We start from the raw sequence: 15476 nt of genomic DNA, 5'->3' as shown, positions 1-15476 counted from the left end.
TCCATCAAAGTCATGCGGGAACTGCCACGGTATCGAGCCATGCCTTGACGCGCGCGTCCGGGTCGGCGTTCTGGGTGACATCGCTGACGACGGCGATGGAATCCGCGCCGGCGACGAAAATGTCAGCGGCATGTTCGAGCTTGATGCCACCGATCGCGACCAGCGGGATATCGCGGATGGCCTTTTTCCAGATAGCGATGCGCTCGATTCCCTGTGGCGCGAACCGCATCGACTTCAGTGTGGTGAAGAAGATCGGGCCGAGCGCGACGTAATCGGGCTTCGCGCCGAGTGCGTTGGCAAGTTCTTCCTCGTCATGGGTCGAAATGCCGAGCGTCAGCCCCGCCTTCCGGATCGCCGCGAGGTCGGCGTCCGCGAGATCTTCCTGGCCGAGATGCAGATGCTGCGCGCCGTTATCGATCGCCGCGCGCCAGTAATCGTTGACGACGAGTTTCGTCGATGTGCCGCGCACGGCATCGAGTGCGTCGCGCACGAGCGCATTCGCCTTGGCATCGTCCAGCTCCTTGGCGCGCAACTGCACGGTGCCGACGCCAAGTTTAGCCAGCCGCGCAACCCACGCGACCGTATCGACGACAGGATAAAAACGATCAGGATACGGCATGCCAGAACGGTGTCCCAACGACAGGAGTGGAGGGTGAGGCGAGGTCGCGGGCTTCCATCAACCCGGCCTTGAACCCGGCGCGGCCCGCTTCGACAGCCAGACGAAATGCATTCGCCATATCGACGGGGCGCTCGGCTTTGGCGACCGCGGTGTTGAGCAGCACGGCGTCGAATCCGAGTTCGAGCGCCTGTGCGGCGTGGCTCGGTGCGCCGATGCCGGCATCGACCACCAGGGTGATGTCAGGCAAGCGGGTGCGCAGCAGTTTCAGCGAGTCACGATTGGTGATGCCGCGTGCGCTGCCGATCGGTGCGGCCCAAGGCATCACCACGCGGCACCCCGCATCGACGAGGCGCTGTGCCACCGACAGGTCCTCAGTGCAATAAGGGAAAACCTGGAAGCCGTCCTTGATGAGAATGTCCGCTGCCTCGACGAGACCGACCACGTCGGGCTGCAGCGTCTCATTGTCGGCGATGACCTCAAGTTTGATCCAGGACGTGTTGAAAAGTTCGCGCGCGAGCTTCGCGGTGGTCACGGCCTCGCGCACGCTCTTGCAGCCCGCGGTGTTCGGCAGAACCGTGACGCCGAGTTCGCGGATCAGCGACCAGAAGGCGTCGCCGGTCTTGCCGCCTGCCGTTTCGCGGCGGATCGAAACGGTGACGATCTCGCTGCCGGAGGCGCGGATCGAATCCTGCATCACTTTCGGCGACGGATACAGTGCCGTGCCGATGAGAAGGCGCGAGGAGAATTCCTTGTCGTAGAATTTCACAGTGTCTTGCGTCACCATTACCCTCCCTGCCGTGGCGTGAGGATTTCAACCAGATCGTTGTCGTTCAGCGGCGTCTCGCTCCAGCGTGCGCGGGGCACCACGTCGTAGTTCAGTGCGACCGCGAGATGCGTGCCTTCATATTCAAGCTCGTTGAGAAGCTCCTGCACATGGGTCGCCTTGATCTCGCGGCGCTCGCCATTTACGGTTACGAACATTGCATCACCTCATTGTCGATTAGGCCGCGCGCGACGTAGTTCACCGTCAGCTCAGCAAGCGCGGGCGCCAGCAGGAAGCCGTGGCGATACAACCCGTTGACGTTGATCCGGTTGCCGTCGATTGCGATGCGCGGCAAATTATCGGGCAGGGCAGGGCGCAGGCCCGCGCCCATTTCGAGAATGCGCGCCTCGCCGAAGGCGGGATGTAATGCATAGGCCGCTGACAGCAGTTCGAGCGCGGAGCGGACGCTGACGCGATTGTCCTCGCTCTCGATCGAGGTCGCGCCGATCATGAAGCGGTGATCTCCGCGCGGAATCACGTAAAGCGGCCAGCGCGGATGCATTACACGCACGGGGCGGGACAATGAGACTTCGTCGGTCTCGACGATGATCATCTCCCCCTTGACGCCGCGCAAATCAGAGACGGCATCGCGCGCGAAGATGCCGCGGCAATCGATCACGAGGCCGCCATCGCTTGCGACCGTCTCAGGTTCGCACTCGCTGTTGAAGCGGATTTCGCCGCCGGCCTTGGTGATCTTCTCGTGCAGTTGCGGCAGCACGCGGCGTGGCTCGACATGGCCTTCGGCGGGGAAGAATAGCGCCTCGCGGAAACGGCCTTCGAGCGACGGTTCGAGTTTGTCGATGGCGGCGCCGTCCAGTCGCTCGTAATCGCTGGTGATGCGGGCGAAATGATCGAAATCGGCGCGGTCGCGCGGATGCGTCACCACCAGCGAGCCGTTGAACGGCGTGTCGGGCAGTTCGGTGCGCCACAGGTCGAGCGAGCGGATGCCGAGGCGGGTGATGACGGGTTCGGAGGTTTCCTGCTCGCACCATGGCGCCAGCATGCCACCCGCGAAATGGCTGGTGGCGGACGTCATCGCCGCGTCATCGCGCTCGATTACTTTGACGCTGTAGCCCGCCTTGGCAAACGACAGCGCCTGCCATGCACCTGCCACGCCCGCGCCAACGATGGTGATGCGGCGGTTTGCGGCGTCCTGAAGATTTGCCGCGTCCTGAATGTGATGAGTTGCGTCCGACGACGCCGATTTCTGAAACATCCCTGTCCCTTCGCCGGCATGACCCGGATCAGGTTCAAAGGGTCACCGCACCATCGCGGTATCTCAGCTCCTGTGACGGAGCCCCCCTCGGAACACGTTAACGATAGGCTTTGGCCCCCTAGGGGTCAATACTTTAGATGTAATCCAGGTTTCAGAATTTACCTGGAATTATGGCCGTGCGCCTTAAAGGTTGTGGAACCGCCACCGTTCCAGGGACGCCATGAGCCTCACCAGCATCGACGCTGCCGGCAAGTCACGCGCCAACGAAAGTTCGCTCGCTGCAGTTCCGGCATGGGCATGGTTTGGCGCGGCTGCTTTCGTGCTGCTGGTGATCGGCGGCAACCGCCTCCTTTACGATGCCGACACCTACTGGCAGATCGAGGTTGGGCAATGGATTCTCGATCATCGCGCCTGGCCGCACACGGATATTTATTCGTTCACCAAAGCCGGTGAGCCGTGGATTTCGACGTCGTGGCTGGCACAGGTGATCTTCGCCACCTCATATAATATTGCGGGCTGGGCCGGTCCGGTGTGGACCTCGGCGCTCTCCATCGCTGCGGCGTTCGCGCTTTTCGTTCACCTGCTAAGCAAATGGCTTGCTCCGCGGCATGCGGTGCTGATCGCGCTCGCGGCGGTGCTGATGTCGATGGGGCATTTTCTCGCCCGTCCGCATGTGCTGGTGCTGCCGGTCATGCTCGCATGGGCAAGCGGTCTTGCTGCAGCAGACGACGCGCGACGCGCGCCTTCCATGATATGGCTGCCGCTGATGGTGTTGTGGGCCAATCTGCACGGCAGTTTTGTGTTCGGCGTGGCGCTGGTCGGACCCTTCGCGCTTGTCGCGATGTGGGAGGCGGAGGCGAGCGCGCGCCGCGTTCTGTTCGTGCGCTGGTTCGCGTTCGGCCTTGCGACGCTCGCGGCCGCGTGCCTCACGCCCTATGGCTGGAATTCCATTCTCGCCGCCAGAAAGATTCTCGATCTTGGCGAGGCGATGGCGCTGATCCCGGAGTGGCAGCCTGCGAATTTCGCCAAGCCCGAATTTTTCGAAATCGTGGTGATGGTCTGCATCGGCGGTCTGCTGGCGCGCGGTCTCACACTGTCATGGCCGCGCGTGCTGCTCGTGCTCGGGCTTCTGTTCATGGCGTTGTCGCACAACCGAAGCAACGAAATCTTCGCATTGCTGACGCCGCTGGTGATCGCAAAACCTCTCGTCGCGCAATGGCGGCTCGCGCGGGTTGAGCAGCGGGCGAACGCTGCATCTGCGGGTATCGCGGCGTTGGCGGCCGTCGTTGTTGTCGCGAGCGCGATCTTCACGGCGATGCATCCGTTCATGCCTTACAGCAAGATCACACCTGTTGCCGCGGTGGAGGCGTTGAAGGCGCAGCATCCGCGTCGCGTTCTCAACACCGCGGGATTGGGCGGGTATCTGATTACGCAACGGATTCCTGTTTTCATCGACGGGCGTGCCGAGCTTTATGGCGCACAATACGTCGTCGATACGCTGAATGCGTTTGCGTTGAAGGATGTCGATCTGTTTTTGAATCTTCTCAAGACAAATGACATCGATGCGACGCTGCTGACATCCAATACGCCAGCGGTCAAGCTGCTCGATCACCTTCCCGGCTGGAAACGAGTCTATGCCGACGATCGCGCCGTGGTGCATGTGCGCACCGCAATAACAGCGAAAACTGAATCGCTGCATTGAAATTGTTCCAATTATAAAAATCTGGTTCCCGCGATTCTTGTCGCGACGCAGCGTTTATTCTCGTGCACGGCTGCAACGCAGCATATGCAGTGTTATTTTCGACGATGCGTCACTTCGTCGTTCGCTCTGTCGCAAATCAGTTATATGCTTATGGCACGAAGCAACCGAAAGGCAGCCTTTCATCATGCTGATCCTGATAACGATGACTTCGAATGCCGAACATCTCTCCCCGAATGTTCTCTCGCCTCTGCGAGTATCGCTGCGCCAGACCGTCGATGCGGCCTGCGCGATGACGGCTGCGTGTCAACGCTCATCCGCCTGAAACCTTTTCAGTCATCTTGCGTTAGTGCGCCATCAGGGGGCCGGAGTAATCCGGACAAGGACGAAATGTCAGACACCTATATTATCGAAGTCAGTTCCGAGCCGGCGGGAATCGTGGTGAGGGACAAGGCGGGATTCAGATTCTTCGCCGCAAGCCACCGCTTCAATCCACTGGAAGGCCGTTTGTTTCGCAGCGCGCGCGAAGCCGAGCGCGTGGCGCGGGAGCTGTTGAGCGGCAAGGCCAAGGCCGAAGCTGCCGCCTGAGGCAGCAGCTTCAATTGGTCTGACCGAACGGCAAAATAAAAAAGCTGACAACAAAAAGGCCAGCGCCTGAGCGCTGGCCTTTTTGTTTTTCTGTTGAACGTAACTCAGGCCAGCGCAGGATAGTCCGTATAACCCTTGGCCGCGCCGCCATAGAAAGTGGCTTGATCCCACTGGTTCAACTGCGCGCCCGCCTTCAGGCGCTCGACCAGATCGGGGTTGGAAATGAACGCCTTGCCGAACGCGATCAGATCGGCGTTTCCGGCGGCGAGTGTTTTGTTTGCCAGGGCCAGATCGTAGCCGTTGTTGGCGATGTAGGTGCCGTTGAAGCGCCTGCGCAGACTGCCGTAGTCGAAAGTCACATTGTCACGCGGGCCGCCGGTCGCACCTTCGACGACATGGAGGTAGCCAAGCTTCAACGCGCTCAAGCCGTCGACGATATGATCGAACAGCGGTTGTGGATTGCTGTCCGAAATATCATTGGCAGGTGTCACGGGTGAAATCCGGATGCCGGTCCGATCTGCACCCACTTCAGCGGCCACCGCCTGCGAGACCTCCAGCATCAGCCGTGCGCGATTTTCGATCGACCCACCATAGGCATCGGTACGCTTGTTGCTACCATCGCGCGCGAACTGATCAAGCAGATAGCCGTTGGCGCCGTGAATCTCCACACCGTCGAAATTGGCCTCGAGCGCATTCACGGCAGCTTTTTTGTATGTATCGAGCAAGCCGGGAATTTCGCCGAGCTCCAGCGCGCGCGGTTGCGAGACTTCGGCGAACTGGCCGCCGACAAAAGTCTTGCTGTTGGCGCGGATCGCGGAAGGCGCGACTGGCGCACCGTTGCCGGGCTGCAGGCTGGTGTGAGAAATCCGGCCGACATGCCAGATCTGGATGTAGATGTGGCCGCCCTTGGCGTGCACGGCCTCGGTCACCTTTTTCCAGCCGGCGATTTGGTCTTTTGAATAGATGCCGGGCGTATCCTGATAGCCCTGACCCTGTTGTGAAATCTGGCTGGCCTCGGTGACGAGCAAGCCCGCGGATGCGCGCTGGCCGTAATATTCGGCAGCGAGCGGGCCCGGGACGAAGCCGCTCGCGGCGCGGTTGCGTGTGAGAGGTGCCATCACGATGCGGTTGGAGAGTGTGATGGCACCGAGTCGGTAAGGCTCGAAAAGTTTCGATGAGGTCATTTCAAAGGCCTGGTGGTCGATGCACCTGAAAAGAAACGGCGATGTTGATCGGGCTGAAAATTCGTCAGCGTGAGCGTTAGTTCGCGCCGAGGAAATCCAGCTTGCCCAGTACAACGCCGTTGTGGCGCAGGATGTTGTAGGCCGTCGTGCAATGGAAGAAGAAGTTCGGCAGCGCGACGTGGTTGACGAATTTCTGCCCCGGCAGCGTCTGGGTGGTGTTCCCTCCGGTGCCGAAAGTGATGTCGCGGGTATCGCCGCCTTCATACTTTGCGGCGGGAATCGACTTGATTCCTTCGATGGTCTTGGCGATGCGCTGCTGTAATTGTTCGAAGGTGGTTTCGGTATCGGGCGTGGAGGGGACTTCCGTTCCGGCGAGTCGGGCGCAGGCCTTGCCGGAGAAATCGCAGGCAAGCTGGATCTGCCGTGTCAGCGAAAACATATTCGGATAAAGCCGCGCATTGAGCAGTACTTCGGGCGCAATGCCTTGCTCTTTCGCATAGGCTTCGCCCTTGGCGAGCACCTTCGAGAGTGCGATCAGCGCGTGGGTGAACAGCGGAGCGGTACCATCGTAAAATGACATGGGAGGCCTTTCGGGAATTCATGCGGTGAAACAGGCGAGCCGGATGTAGTGCGTCAGCGGACGCGTACAAGGCACACTCCCGTGATCAACAGGCGCAATGATCCGGCAGCCGAACTGCGGTAATCCCCGACTTACATGTCCCGCGCACTCGAGAACGAGAACGATGACACGCGCCGCGTGGTCTCGTCGAGAATGAGGGTCCGCGTCAGTGGCGGTTCGGCACGCTGACTGCAGTTTTCCCGCTCGCACAGGCGGCAGTTGACGCCGATCGGCGTGCCCTCGGCGCGGTCGAGGTCGAGGCCTGCGGTATAGACGAGCTTCGAGGCATGACGGATCTCGCAGCCGAGCCCGATGGCGAAGCGCGGCTGCACGTGCGGCCACGGCACGGCGGGACGGCGCAGCGTCTGCGCGATCGAGAAGTAGCGGCTTCCGTCCGGGAGTTCGATGATCTGATGCAGCAGGCGATCCGGGGTGTCGAAAGTGGAGTGCACGTTCCAGAGCGGACATGTGCCGCCGAATTTCGAGAACGGGAATGTGCCCGACGAAAACCGCTTCGAGACATTGCCCGCATTGTCGACCCGCAGCAGGAAGAACGGCACGCCGCGTGCGTTCGGCCGCTGCAGCGTGGTGAGGCGGTGGCAGACTTGCTCGAAACCGGCATTGAAGCGCCGGGTCAGCACGTGCAGATCGTAGCCGAGCGTCTCGGCGGCGCTCAGGAATGGCTGGTAGGGCATCATCACCGCCGCCGCGTAGTAATTCGCAAGCGTGATGCGGTAGAGCTTGCGCGTGGTGTCGTCGAGCGGCCCGGCGCGGTTGATGATGGACTCGAACTGCGCGCCTGCCTCGGAAAGGCCAAGCTGCATCGCGAGCTGGAAAGTGCGCCCGGCGCTGTCGACCAGCTCGGAGATCAGCACCTGGCGGCGATGGCGATCCCAGCGTCGCAGCGTCTCGCGCATCACGTCCACCGGCATGATCCGCACCGTGGTCGAATGTTTTTCGCGCAGCCGGTTGATGAGAGCCGCGCGCAGGCCCTGCGGATCGGTGTCGATTTCGTCGCGCAGCGTCTCGGCGGCGGTTTCCAGTTCGGGGAAGTAATTGCGGTTGGCTTCGATCAGGTCGCGCACGCGCTCGATCGGATTGGCCTCATAGTCGTGGCCGCCGCCCTTGTCGCGATCGGCGAACTGGGCCGCGACCAGCGTCTCGCCGCGCCGCGCTTCGGTGTAGGCGGCATAGACCCGCTGCAAGGCGTGAGTGACGCCGGGGCAAAGCTCGGCGAGATCGCGCAGTTCCTGCTTCGGCAGATCGATCTGGCGAAACAGCGGATCGGAAAAGATTTCATTCAGTTCGGCAAAGAAGCGGTCCTCGTCGGAGGTCGCGAGGTCACGCAGGTCGAGATCGTAGGTCTCGGCGAGGCGCAGCAGCATCTGCGCCGTCACCGGACGCTGGTTGCGCTCGATCAGGTTGATGTAGCTCGGGGAGAGGCCGAGCCCCTCGGCGATCTGCGTCTGTGACAGGTTGAGCTGTTTGCGCAGGCGGCGGAAGCGCGGCCCGACGAAAAGTTTTCTGCCCGTCTCAGTAGGGGTGCGCATGTCCGGCTCCTCCGCGCCCGCTTTATTGTTACAAGATTTACAAGTTAACCGGCTATAACTTGTAAAACTCGTACAACCCATCACGAACGAGTTTCTGTATATCTAGACGATATTCGATCTGTAGCGTTGGATGCAAGGGTCCTCTTCGGCGATGCCATGTAACAAATGTAGGCAATAAAATGAATTATCAGACGCGCGATATCACCGCCCACGCCATCCCGGGTTCGTCTTCCTATCAAAGCGAGATCAAGGCGGCTGAAGCCTTGCTTAAGGACAAGCCCACCTGGAGCGGCGTCACGGCGGAAGCCATTGCCCGCATGCGTCTGCAGAACCGTTTCAGGACGGGTCTCGATGTTGCGCGCTACACGGCCGCCCTGATGCGTGCGGACATGGCCGCGTACGACGCGGACCCCACCAAATTCACCAGGTCGCTCGGCTGCTGGCACGGCTTTGTTGCGCAGCAGAAGCTGATCTCGATCAAGAAGCACTTCGGCGGTAAGACCGACCGTTGCTACCTGTATCTGTCGGGCTGGATGATCGCAGCGCTGCGCTCGGAATTCGGGCCGCTGCCGGATCAGTCGATGCACGAGAAGACCTCGGTGCCCGCGCTGATCGAAGAGCTCTACACCTTCCTGCGTCAGGCCGACTCGCGCGAACTCAACGACATCTTCCGCGAGCTCGATGCGGCACGTGAGGCCGGCGATAAGGCCAGGGAAGCAGCGGCGATCGCGAAGATCGACAACTTCCAGACTCACGTCGTGCCGGTCATCGCCGACATCGATGCGGGCTTCGGCAACGCTGAGGCGACTTACCTGCTCGCCAAGAAGATGATTGAGGCGGGCGCCTGCGCATTGCAGATCGAAAACCAGGTGTCGGACGAGAAGCAGTGCGGCCATCAGGACGGCAAGGTCACCGTGCCGCACGAGGTCTTCCTCGCGAAGATCCGCGCTTGTCGCCACGCGTTCCTCGAACTCGGCGTGGAGGATGGCATTATCGTCACCCGCACCGACTCGCTCGGCGCCGGCCTTACCCAGCAGATCGCGGTCAGCCACAAGCCGGGCGATCTGGGCGACCAGTACAACAGCTTCCTTGATTGCGAGGAAGTCGATGCCACCAAGATCGGCAACGGCGACGTCATCATCAGCCGCAATGGCAAGCTACTGCGCCCGAAGCGACTGGCGAGCAACCTGTACCAGTTCCGTCCGGGCACGGGTGCGGATCGCTGCGTGCTGGATTGCATCACCTCGCTGCAGAACGGCGCCGATCTGCTGTGGATCGAGACCGAGAGGCCGAACATCGCGCAGGTCGCGAGCATGGTCGATCGCATCCGCGAGGTGATCCCGAACGCGAAGCTCGCCTACAACAACTCGCCGTCGTTCAACTGGACGCTGAATTTCCGCTGGCAGGTGTTTGACGAGTGGAAGGCAGCCGGCAAGGACGTCAGCAAGTACAACCGTGCTGAGCTGATGAAGGCGGAATACGACGACACGCCGCTGGCGATCGAAGCCGATCAATTGATCCGTACGTTCCAGGCGGATTCGGCGAAGCGGGCCGGTGTCTTCCACCACCTCATCACGCTGCCGACCTATCACACGGAGGCTCTGACGATGAACAACCTCTCGAAGGATTATTTCGGCGACCAGGGCATGCTCGGCTACGTGAAAAACGTTCAGCGCGCGGAAATCCGCCAGGGCATCGCCTGCGTCAAGCACCAGAACATGGCCGGCTCCGACATCGGCGACGACCACAAGGGATATTTTGCCGGTGAAGCGGCCCTCAAGGCGGGCGGCATTCACAACACCATGAACCAGTTCTGACGATTGAACCGACTTCAACCTGACCAATGGAGGCTCAGATGAGTGGCAGCAGTTACTGGGTGATCGGTGGAGAGTTCGGTTCGATGAACTTCCACAAGCTCGTGCATGGTTCGGCCCAGGTCCAGGGGCCGTTCAAGACCCGCAAGGAGGCCGAGGATGCCTGGCGCGCGGTGTCGGAGGAAAATCGCCATCGCGGCAGCGTGCGCTTTTCCATCGTAGAGGAGCCGCAGCGCGTGAGCGCGTAAACATCTTTCCCAGGGTGAGGCGCAATCTTGCGTCGAACTCTCTACTGGCCCCGCCCCTCAAAAGGCGGGGCTTTTTCTTTTGGGACGCCCCCGGAGGAGGGAAACAATCGCCGAGGGGATGGTTTTTCAAGGCTGTAGCGGGCCGTTTTGGTTACTGCTAGGTTAACCTCTCGGATGGTGAAGGGTAACCGCATGGCGGATCAGGGTCTCGACGGAGCGGCAAGGAACCCCGGCGTGGGAAGCCTGCGCGCGGCGCTGCACAAGGCACGAATCGAGGCGGCAGACCGCACCGGGGTCGTGGTCGATCTGCGCGACGCCGAAGCCGCGCGGCTCGAAATCCTCAACGAGGCGCTCGACCAGCTCTTCAGTGAGATTCCGCCCGGCATCGATCTGTTCGATCGGGGCATCAGCCAGGGCGATACCCCGCGGCTGTGGATCGATTCCATCGCCCATGTCGCGATGGGACGCGACAAGCGGATTTACCGTTTCGTGCAGGACAGTCGATTCGGCCGCACCGTGCTCGCCGAATCGCACGACGTGCCGGTGATGGTCGATGCCATTACTGATTACATCGCGCGCCGGATCATCGAGCGCGATCACGCGCTGGTCTCGGCGCTGCCTGCGGATATTATCGCACCAGCCCGCACCGCGGTTGTCGCGGAGAAGCCCGCCAGCCGGTTCTGGCCGTTCGTGCTTGGCGTCGTTATCGGGATGGCGGGGCTGTTCGGCATCGCACTGATCGCAGCGCTGCGGAGCATGTAGGCTTAGCGAAGCCGCTCGCTTTTCAATTCGACGATTCCATCGGAGGCGTTGCCGCCGAATCCGCGCACGCGGCGCGTGATACTCCAGTGGCCGTTGTCGACGCGTTCAACTGAAATCAACTGATACGCCGCCGGCTGGTGATGACCGCCGGATGAGGCGGAAGCTGATGGCACGCCGATTGATGCGAAGCGGCCGCGTTGACTTTCGAACCAGACGGTGGCGTGGCGATGGTCGTGGCCATGCAGCACGAGGTCGACGCCGTGACGCTTGAGGACATCGATCAGCGCGGCGGCGTCGGTCAGGCGCGCGCTCCATCGCCCACGCGCCGAACGCAAGGGATGGTGGATGAGCACAACACGGCATAGTTGTTCGGACTGGACTCGCGCCAGCATCTCGTCGAGGCCTGCAAGTTGTGTGTGGCCGATCCGCCCCGTTGCCATGAACGGCGCGCTCGGCACGGCAGTGGTGAGGCCGATCAGAGCGAGCGGTCCGCGGCGGCGCAGGTAGGGAAAGCGAACTGCGGTCTCCCCGTCGCCGTGCATGTAATCCGCCCATGACAGCGCGAACTGGCCCCCCGCCGCACGCGAGTAGGCATCGTGATTGCCCGGCACCAACGAAACGTCCTGCGGGGAGCCGACCCCTTCAAGCCACGTGCGTGCCTGCGTGAATTCGGCCGGCAGCGCGACGTTGACGAGGTCGCCCGTCACCGCAATGTGATCGGGGCGCTGGGCGTGGATGTCCGCGAGAATTTGCGCCAGCACGTCGCGACGATGAATCGCGTGACGTCTGCGCTTCCAGTTTGCGTAGCCGATGGCGCGCTTGCCGAGCAGTTCGGCAATCCGCGCCGGCGGCATCGGGCCGAGATGCGGATCGGATAGATGGGCGAGGGTGAAACTCACGTCAGGCACTTCCGATCAGGATGCCGGCGAGAAACACCAGCGTTCCGCCGACTGCGATCTGGAATGTAGCCTGTAGCCAAGGCGTGTCCATGAAGCGATGGCGAATCCACGAGATCAGCGCCAGTTCGATCACGACGACGATCACGGCCAGCGTGGTCGCGATGGTGAAGTCGGGAATGAGGTAGGGCAGCGTGTGGCCGAGGCCGCCGAGCGTGGTCATCAGGCCGCAGACGGTGCCGCGGATCCATGGCGAGCCGCGTCCGGTCAGCGCTCCGTCGTCCGACAGCGCCTCGGCAAAGCCCATCGAAATGCCGGCGCCTACGGACGCCGCAAGCCCGACCAGGAATGTCGCGAACGGCTGGTGGGTGGCGAAGGCAGCGGCGAACAGGGGCGCCAGTGTCGAGACCGAACCATCCATCAATCCGACCAGACCGGGCTGGACGTATTGCAGCAGAAAAGTACGGCGCTGGGTTTCGGTCTCGGCGGCGAGCGCATCGGGCGTCAGGTGCTGCTCGGTCAATTCCTCGGCGAGCGCCTCGTGGCGTTCTTCTTCCTCGGCGAGGCCGAGGAGCAATGTGCGGAGTGATGCATCGTGCGTGGTATCGGCGGCCTTGCGATAGAATTGCGCGGCCTCGACTTCCATCTGGGCCGCATATTGGCGTACCGCATTGAGACCGAGTGGCCGCATCAGCCACAGCGGCTTGCGCTTGATGAAGCCCGAGACATCCTGCCGCCGCACCAGCGGCAGATAATCTCCGAAGGTCTTCCGGTAGAGTTCGAGCAGGCGGTCGTGATGGCCTTCTTCTTCCCTCGCCATGTTCGTAAAGATCGCGGCGGAGGCAGGGAACTGTTCGGCGAGGGCTTCGGCGAATCCATGATAGATACGGCTGTCGTCCTCCTCGTTGGAGATGGCGAGCGCCAGCATCTCGCGCTCCGTCAGATCCGCAAATTTCTTCATCGCAAGGATATCCTTGAGCGTGCAGTGAAAACGGTTGTGGCAAGCAGTCCGCCGCGGCGCAAGCAGCAAGACGCAAGGGGTTCGCAGATGATTTCCATTCGCAGGATTTTTCGATGAACCTCCAGTCACTGCGGCTGAGATTCGAGCCGGTGATCCGCCGTGTGTTTCATTTTTATGCGCGGTTCGCGCGCGGCATGACGCTGGGCACCCGTGCGGTGGTGCTCGATGCCCGGGGGCACGTCTTTCTGGTCAAGCACAGCTACGTCGCCGGATGGCATCTGCCGGGCGGTGGAGTGGAGACGGGCGAAACCATCATCGACTCGCTGCGGCGCGAGTTGCACGAGGAGGGCGGCATCGAACTCACCGGCGAGCCGCGCCTGCATGGCGTCTATTTCAACCGCCATGTCTCGCGCCGCGATCATGTTGCGGTCTATGTGGTGCGCGATTTTCGTCAGGAGAGAATGCCGGAGCCGAACCACGAGATTATTGCCTGCGGCTTCTTCGATCCTGCCGATCTGCCGCCCGACACCACGCGGGGGACGCGGTCAAGGATTGCCGAAGTGCTCGAAAACAGGACAATTCCGGCGGACTGGAGTTAACGGGCGAAGCCAAACCCGCCTCCCGTCGGAAAACTGGCCGATGGACCGGCGGCGCGGCAAATGCTATTCGCGCGGGCGATGACCGATCTCTCTCTCACCATTCTGGCCGAGACGCCGAACGACGCGCAGGCGATCGAACGGCTCCACCAGCGTACCTTCGGCCCCGGCCGTTTCGTTCTCAGCGCCTACCGGCTGCGCGAGCATGTCGGTCACTTGCTCGACCTGTCGTTCACCGCACGCATCGGCACGCTGCTGGTCGGTTCGGTACGGCAATTGCCGATCTGTATCGGCGACACACCCGCGCTGCTGCTCGGGCCGCTGACCGTCGAGCCGCCGTTCCGGGGGCGCGGCATCGGAGGCGCGCTGATGGAGCACGCGCTGAACCAGGCGAAAGCGAAAGGCCATCGCCTTGTCGTGCTGGTGGGGGACGAGCCGTATTACAGCCGCATGGGCTTCAAGCGGATTCCGAGCGGCATCACTGCGATGCCGGGCCCTGTGGACCCGGCGCGGCTTCTGGTACGCGAGTTGGAAGAGGGTGCATTCGAGGGCGTCAGCGGCGCGATCCGTCCGGACTGGCGTGCGGCGCCGTAAGCTTCACTCGGCCGGGATCTCGTCCGCACGCAGCCAGCGCGGAAACGGATCCGGCAACGCCGACCATTCATCGGTGTGCATTCCGGACTTGCCGTTGACGAGGCAGGCATCGAGCCGCGCGCGGATTGCGTCCTCGTCCATGCCCGTCCCGATGAATACAATTTCCTGACGGCGGTCGCCGTAAATATCGTTCCAGTTCTTCTTCAACGTCTGGCGCCAGAACGGATCGTTGGGCCAGCGCTCCACCGGCACGTTCGCCCACCAGAAGCCGAGCCCCTCGGTCTTGACGATGGCGCCGGCTTGGCTCAGCTCACCGAGCCATTGCGGGCGCGTCGCCAGCCAGAAATGCCCTTTGGCACGGATCACGCCGCGCCAGCTTTCGCGCAGGAATTGCTGGAATTTGACCGGTTCGAACGGGCGGCGCGCGCGATACACGAAGCTCGTGACGCCGTATTCCTCCGTTTCCGGCACGTGGTCGGCGAAGCCGTAGAGCTCCTTGGCCCATAGCGGGTGCTGTTGCGCGCGCTCGAAATTGAACCGGCCTGTATTGAGCACCCGATGGTAAGGCACGCGCGCGTAATTGGTCTCGATGATATCGGCATCGGGATTGAGCGCGCGGACGATCTTGCGCGCGGCGTCACGTTGCCCGGCGCTCGCAGCGTCGATCTTGTTGAGAATGACGATATCAGCGAACTCGATCTGTTCGACGAGCAGATCGACCAGGGTCCGCTTGTCATTGTTGCCGACGGATTCACCGCGATCCTTGAGAAACTCGACCGATGCGTAGTCCCTGAGCAGGTTCACTGTGTCGACGACGGTGACCATGGTATCGAGCGCGGCGACGTCGGACAGGCTGTCGCCGTTTTCGTCGCGAAAGTCGAACGTCGCGGCGACGGGCAAGGGCTCGGAAATGCCGGTCGATTCGATCAGCAGATAATCGAAGCGGCCGCTTTCGGCGAGCAGGCGGACTTCCTTCAGAAGATCGTCGCGCAGCGTGCAGCAGATGCAGCCGTTCGTCATCTCGACGAGCTTCTCGTCCGTGCGCGACAGGTTGGCATCGCCCTCACGGATCAGATCGGCATCGATATTGACTTCGCTCATGTCGTTGACGATCACCGCCACCTTCAGACCGCGGCGATTGTTGAGGACATGGTTCATCAGCGTGGTCTTCCCCGCACCGAGGAAGCCGGACAAGACTGTGACGGGGAGTTTTTGCATCGAAATCAAAGAGCCTGTGTAGGGCATCGAGCCTGGAGCGATAGGACATCGTTCCTCATATGTTATGTTATAACATAACATACTTTATG

17 protein-coding genes and 1 riboswitch are annotated in these 15476 nt (G+C 61.8%); of the genes, 7 read left to right on the top strand and 10 right to left on the bottom strand.

What is annotated here, in order from left to right:
• Positions 1-10 precede the first annotated feature (10 nt).
• The 4 genes from HMPREF9697_RS07910 to thiO form a co-directional block, all read right to left on the bottom strand.
• The gene (locus HMPREF9697_RS07910; protein ID WP_002716662.1) at positions 11-619 is read right to left on the bottom strand and encodes a thiamine phosphate synthase; all 609 of its coding nucleotides are present in this window, start codon (positions 617-619) and stop codon (positions 11-13) included.
• Complete coding sequence (locus HMPREF9697_RS07905; protein ID WP_002716661.1) at positions 606-1403, bottom strand: thiazole synthase; 798 nt, start codon at positions 1401-1403, stop codon at positions 606-608. The genes HMPREF9697_RS07910 and HMPREF9697_RS07905 overlap by 14 nt, the downstream gene beginning before the upstream one ends.
• On the bottom strand, positions 1403-1600 hold the full coding sequence (thiS, locus tag HMPREF9697_RS07900) for a sulfur carrier protein ThiS (protein WP_002716660.1): 198 nt from the start codon (positions 1598-1600) through the stop codon (positions 1403-1405). Before thiS ends, HMPREF9697_RS07905 begins: the two co-directional genes overlap by 1 nt.
• Positions 1591-2658 carry a glycine oxidase ThiO gene (gene thiO, locus HMPREF9697_RS07895; RefSeq protein WP_002716659.1) on the bottom strand — a complete coding sequence of 356 codons (1068 nt, stop codon included), beginning with the start codon at positions 2656-2658 and terminating at the stop codon, positions 1591-1593. The genes thiS and thiO overlap by 10 nt, the downstream gene beginning before the upstream one ends.
• Positions 2646-2756, bottom strand: a riboswitch (TPP riboswitch). It overlaps the preceding gene by 13 nt.
• Before the next feature lie 122 nt (positions 2757-2878).
• On the opposite strand from thiO, the gene HMPREF9697_RS07890 reads away from it, so the two are divergent.
• Together HMPREF9697_RS07890 and HMPREF9697_RS07885 are read left to right on the top strand one after the other, a co-directional pair.
• On the top strand, positions 2879-4360 hold the full coding sequence (locus HMPREF9697_RS07890) for a hypothetical protein (RefSeq protein WP_002716658.1): 1482 nt from the start codon (positions 2879-2881) through the stop codon (positions 4358-4360).
• A 387-nt stretch (positions 4361-4747) separates the two neighbouring features.
• Positions 4748-4945 (top strand): hypothetical protein, encoded by a 198-nt coding sequence (locus HMPREF9697_RS07885; protein WP_002716657.1) that lies wholly within the window; start codon positions 4748-4750, stop codon positions 4943-4945.
• 104 nt (positions 4946-5049) lie between these two features.
• Here HMPREF9697_RS07885 and HMPREF9697_RS07880 read toward each other — a convergent pair whose 3' ends face one another.
• From HMPREF9697_RS07880 to HMPREF9697_RS07870, 3 genes are all read right to left on the bottom strand, one after another.
• Positions 5050-6129, bottom strand: a complete 1080-nt coding sequence (locus HMPREF9697_RS07880) for an alkene reductase (protein WP_002716656.1) — start codon at positions 6127-6129, stop codon at positions 5050-5052.
• A 76-nt stretch (positions 6130-6205) separates the two neighbouring features.
• A complete protein-coding gene (locus HMPREF9697_RS07875) occupies positions 6206-6709 on the bottom strand; it encodes a DUF1993 domain-containing protein (RefSeq protein WP_002716655.1) in 504 nt (167 codons plus the stop codon).
• Between the two features lie 131 nt (positions 6710-6840).
• The gene (locus HMPREF9697_RS07870; protein WP_002716654.1) at positions 6841-8298 is read right to left on the bottom strand and encodes a helix-turn-helix domain-containing protein; all 1458 of its coding nucleotides are present in this window, start codon (positions 8296-8298) and stop codon (positions 6841-6843) included.
• A 179-nt stretch (positions 8299-8477) separates the two neighbouring features.
• Here HMPREF9697_RS07870 and HMPREF9697_RS07865 point away from each other — a divergent pair, with 179 nt between their 5' ends.
• The 3 genes from HMPREF9697_RS07865 to HMPREF9697_RS07855 all read left to right on the top strand — a co-directional run bounded on the left by HMPREF9697_RS07865 (position 8478) and on the right by HMPREF9697_RS07855 (position 11122).
• Positions 8478-10115 carry an isocitrate lyase gene (locus tag HMPREF9697_RS07865; protein ID WP_002716653.1) on the top strand — a complete coding sequence of 546 codons (1638 nt, stop codon included), beginning with the start codon at positions 8478-8480 and terminating at the stop codon, positions 10113-10115.
• Between the two features lie 38 nt (positions 10116-10153).
• Positions 10154-10360, top strand: a complete 207-nt coding sequence (locus HMPREF9697_RS07860) for a DUF4170 domain-containing protein (RefSeq protein ID WP_002716652.1) — start codon at positions 10154-10156, stop codon at positions 10358-10360.
• Between the two features lie 192 nt (positions 10361-10552).
• The gene (locus tag HMPREF9697_RS07855) at positions 10553-11122 is read left to right on the top strand and encodes a hypothetical protein (protein ID WP_040308174.1); all 570 of its coding nucleotides are present in this window, start codon (positions 10553-10555) and stop codon (positions 11120-11122) included.
• 2 nt (positions 11123-11124) lie between these two features.
• Here the strand turns inward: HMPREF9697_RS07855 and HMPREF9697_RS07850 are convergent, their stop codons facing one another.
• Both HMPREF9697_RS07850 and mbfA read right to left on the bottom strand, forming a co-directional pair.
• Entirely contained in the window at positions 11125-12021 is an 897-nt protein-coding gene (locus tag HMPREF9697_RS07850; protein WP_002716650.1) for a metallophosphoesterase family protein, read from the bottom strand.
• A gap of 1 nt (position 12022) precedes the next feature.
• Complete coding sequence (gene mbfA / locus HMPREF9697_RS07845) at positions 12023-12979, bottom strand: iron exporter MbfA (RefSeq protein ID WP_002716649.1); 957 nt, start codon at positions 12977-12979, stop codon at positions 12023-12025.
• 113 nt (positions 12980-13092) lie between these two features.
• Here mbfA and HMPREF9697_RS07840 point away from each other — a divergent pair, with 113 nt between their 5' ends.
• Both HMPREF9697_RS07840 and HMPREF9697_RS07835 read left to right on the top strand, forming a co-directional pair.
• Positions 13093-13578 carry an NUDIX domain-containing protein gene (locus HMPREF9697_RS07840; protein WP_002716648.1) on the top strand — a complete coding sequence of 162 codons (486 nt, stop codon included), beginning with the start codon at positions 13093-13095 and terminating at the stop codon, positions 13576-13578.
• A 78-nt stretch (positions 13579-13656) separates the two neighbouring features.
• The gene (locus tag HMPREF9697_RS07835; protein ID WP_040307857.1) at positions 13657-14169 is read left to right on the top strand and encodes a GNAT family N-acetyltransferase; all 513 of its coding nucleotides are present in this window, start codon (positions 13657-13659) and stop codon (positions 14167-14169) included.
• A gap of 3 nt (positions 14170-14172) precedes the next feature.
• Here the strand turns inward: HMPREF9697_RS07835 and zigA are convergent, their stop codons facing one another.
• A complete protein-coding gene (gene zigA / locus HMPREF9697_RS07830) occupies positions 14173-15387 on the bottom strand; it encodes a zinc metallochaperone GTPase ZigA (RefSeq protein ID WP_172583892.1) in 1215 nt (404 codons plus the stop codon).
• Positions 15388-15476: the final 89 nt, after the last annotated feature.

The sequence above is a fragment of the Afipia felis ATCC 53690 genome, from assembly GCF_000314735.2.
GTDB classification, from domain to species: domain Bacteria; phylum Pseudomonadota; class Alphaproteobacteria; order Rhizobiales; family Xanthobacteraceae; genus Afipia; species Afipia felis.
This window is presented reverse-complemented; position numbering and strand designations above follow the sequence as displayed.

Coding starts and splice junctions, on each gene's coding strand:
- HMPREF9697_RS07870 (WP_002716654.1), bottom strand. CDS start 8,298: ATGCGCACCCCTACTGAGACGGGCAGAAAACTTTTCGTCGGGCCGCGC.
- HMPREF9697_RS07865 (WP_002716653.1), top strand. CDS start 8,478: ATGAATTATCAGACGCGCGATATCACCGCCCACGCCATCCCGGGTTCG.
- HMPREF9697_RS07855 (WP_040308174.1), top strand. CDS start 10,553: ATGGCGGATCAGGGTCTCGACGGAGCGGCAAGGAACCCCGGCGTGGGA.
- thiO (WP_002716659.1), bottom strand. CDS start 2,658: ATGTTTCAGAAATCGGCGTCGTCGGACGCAACTCATCACATTCAGGAC.
- HMPREF9697_RS07835 (WP_040307857.1), top strand. CDS start 13,657: ATGACCGATCTCTCTCTCACCATTCTGGCCGAGACGCCGAACGACGCG.
- HMPREF9697_RS07875 (WP_002716655.1), bottom strand. CDS start 6,709: ATGTCATTTTACGATGGTACCGCTCCGCTGTTCACCCACGCGCTGATC.
- mbfA (WP_002716649.1), bottom strand. CDS start 12,979: ATGAAGAAATTTGCGGATCTGACGGAGCGCGAGATGCTGGCGCTCGCC.
- HMPREF9697_RS07840 (WP_002716648.1), top strand. CDS start 13,093: ATGAACCTCCAGTCACTGCGGCTGAGATTCGAGCCGGTGATCCGCCGT.
- HMPREF9697_RS07890 (WP_002716658.1), top strand. CDS start 2,879: ATGAGCCTCACCAGCATCGACGCTGCCGGCAAGTCACGCGCCAACGAA.
- zigA (WP_172583892.1), bottom strand. CDS start 15,387: ATGCAAAAACTCCCCGTCACAGTCTTGTCCGGCTTCCTCGGTGCGGGG.
- HMPREF9697_RS07880 (WP_002716656.1), bottom strand. CDS start 6,129: ATGACCTCATCGAAACTTTTCGAGCCTTACCGACTCGGTGCCATCACA.
- thiS (WP_002716660.1), bottom strand. CDS start 1,600: ATGTTCGTAACCGTAAATGGCGAGCGCCGCGAGATCAAGGCGACCCAT.
- HMPREF9697_RS07885 (WP_002716657.1), top strand. CDS start 4,748: ATGTCAGACACCTATATTATCGAAGTCAGTTCCGAGCCGGCGGGAATC.
- HMPREF9697_RS07910 (WP_002716662.1), bottom strand. CDS start 619: ATGCCGTATCCTGATCGTTTTTATCCTGTCGTCGATACGGTCGCGTGG.
- HMPREF9697_RS07905 (WP_002716661.1), bottom strand. CDS start 1,403: ATGGTGACGCAAGACACTGTGAAATTCTACGACAAGGAATTCTCCTCG.
- HMPREF9697_RS07860 (WP_002716652.1), top strand. CDS start 10,154: ATGAGTGGCAGCAGTTACTGGGTGATCGGTGGAGAGTTCGGTTCGATG.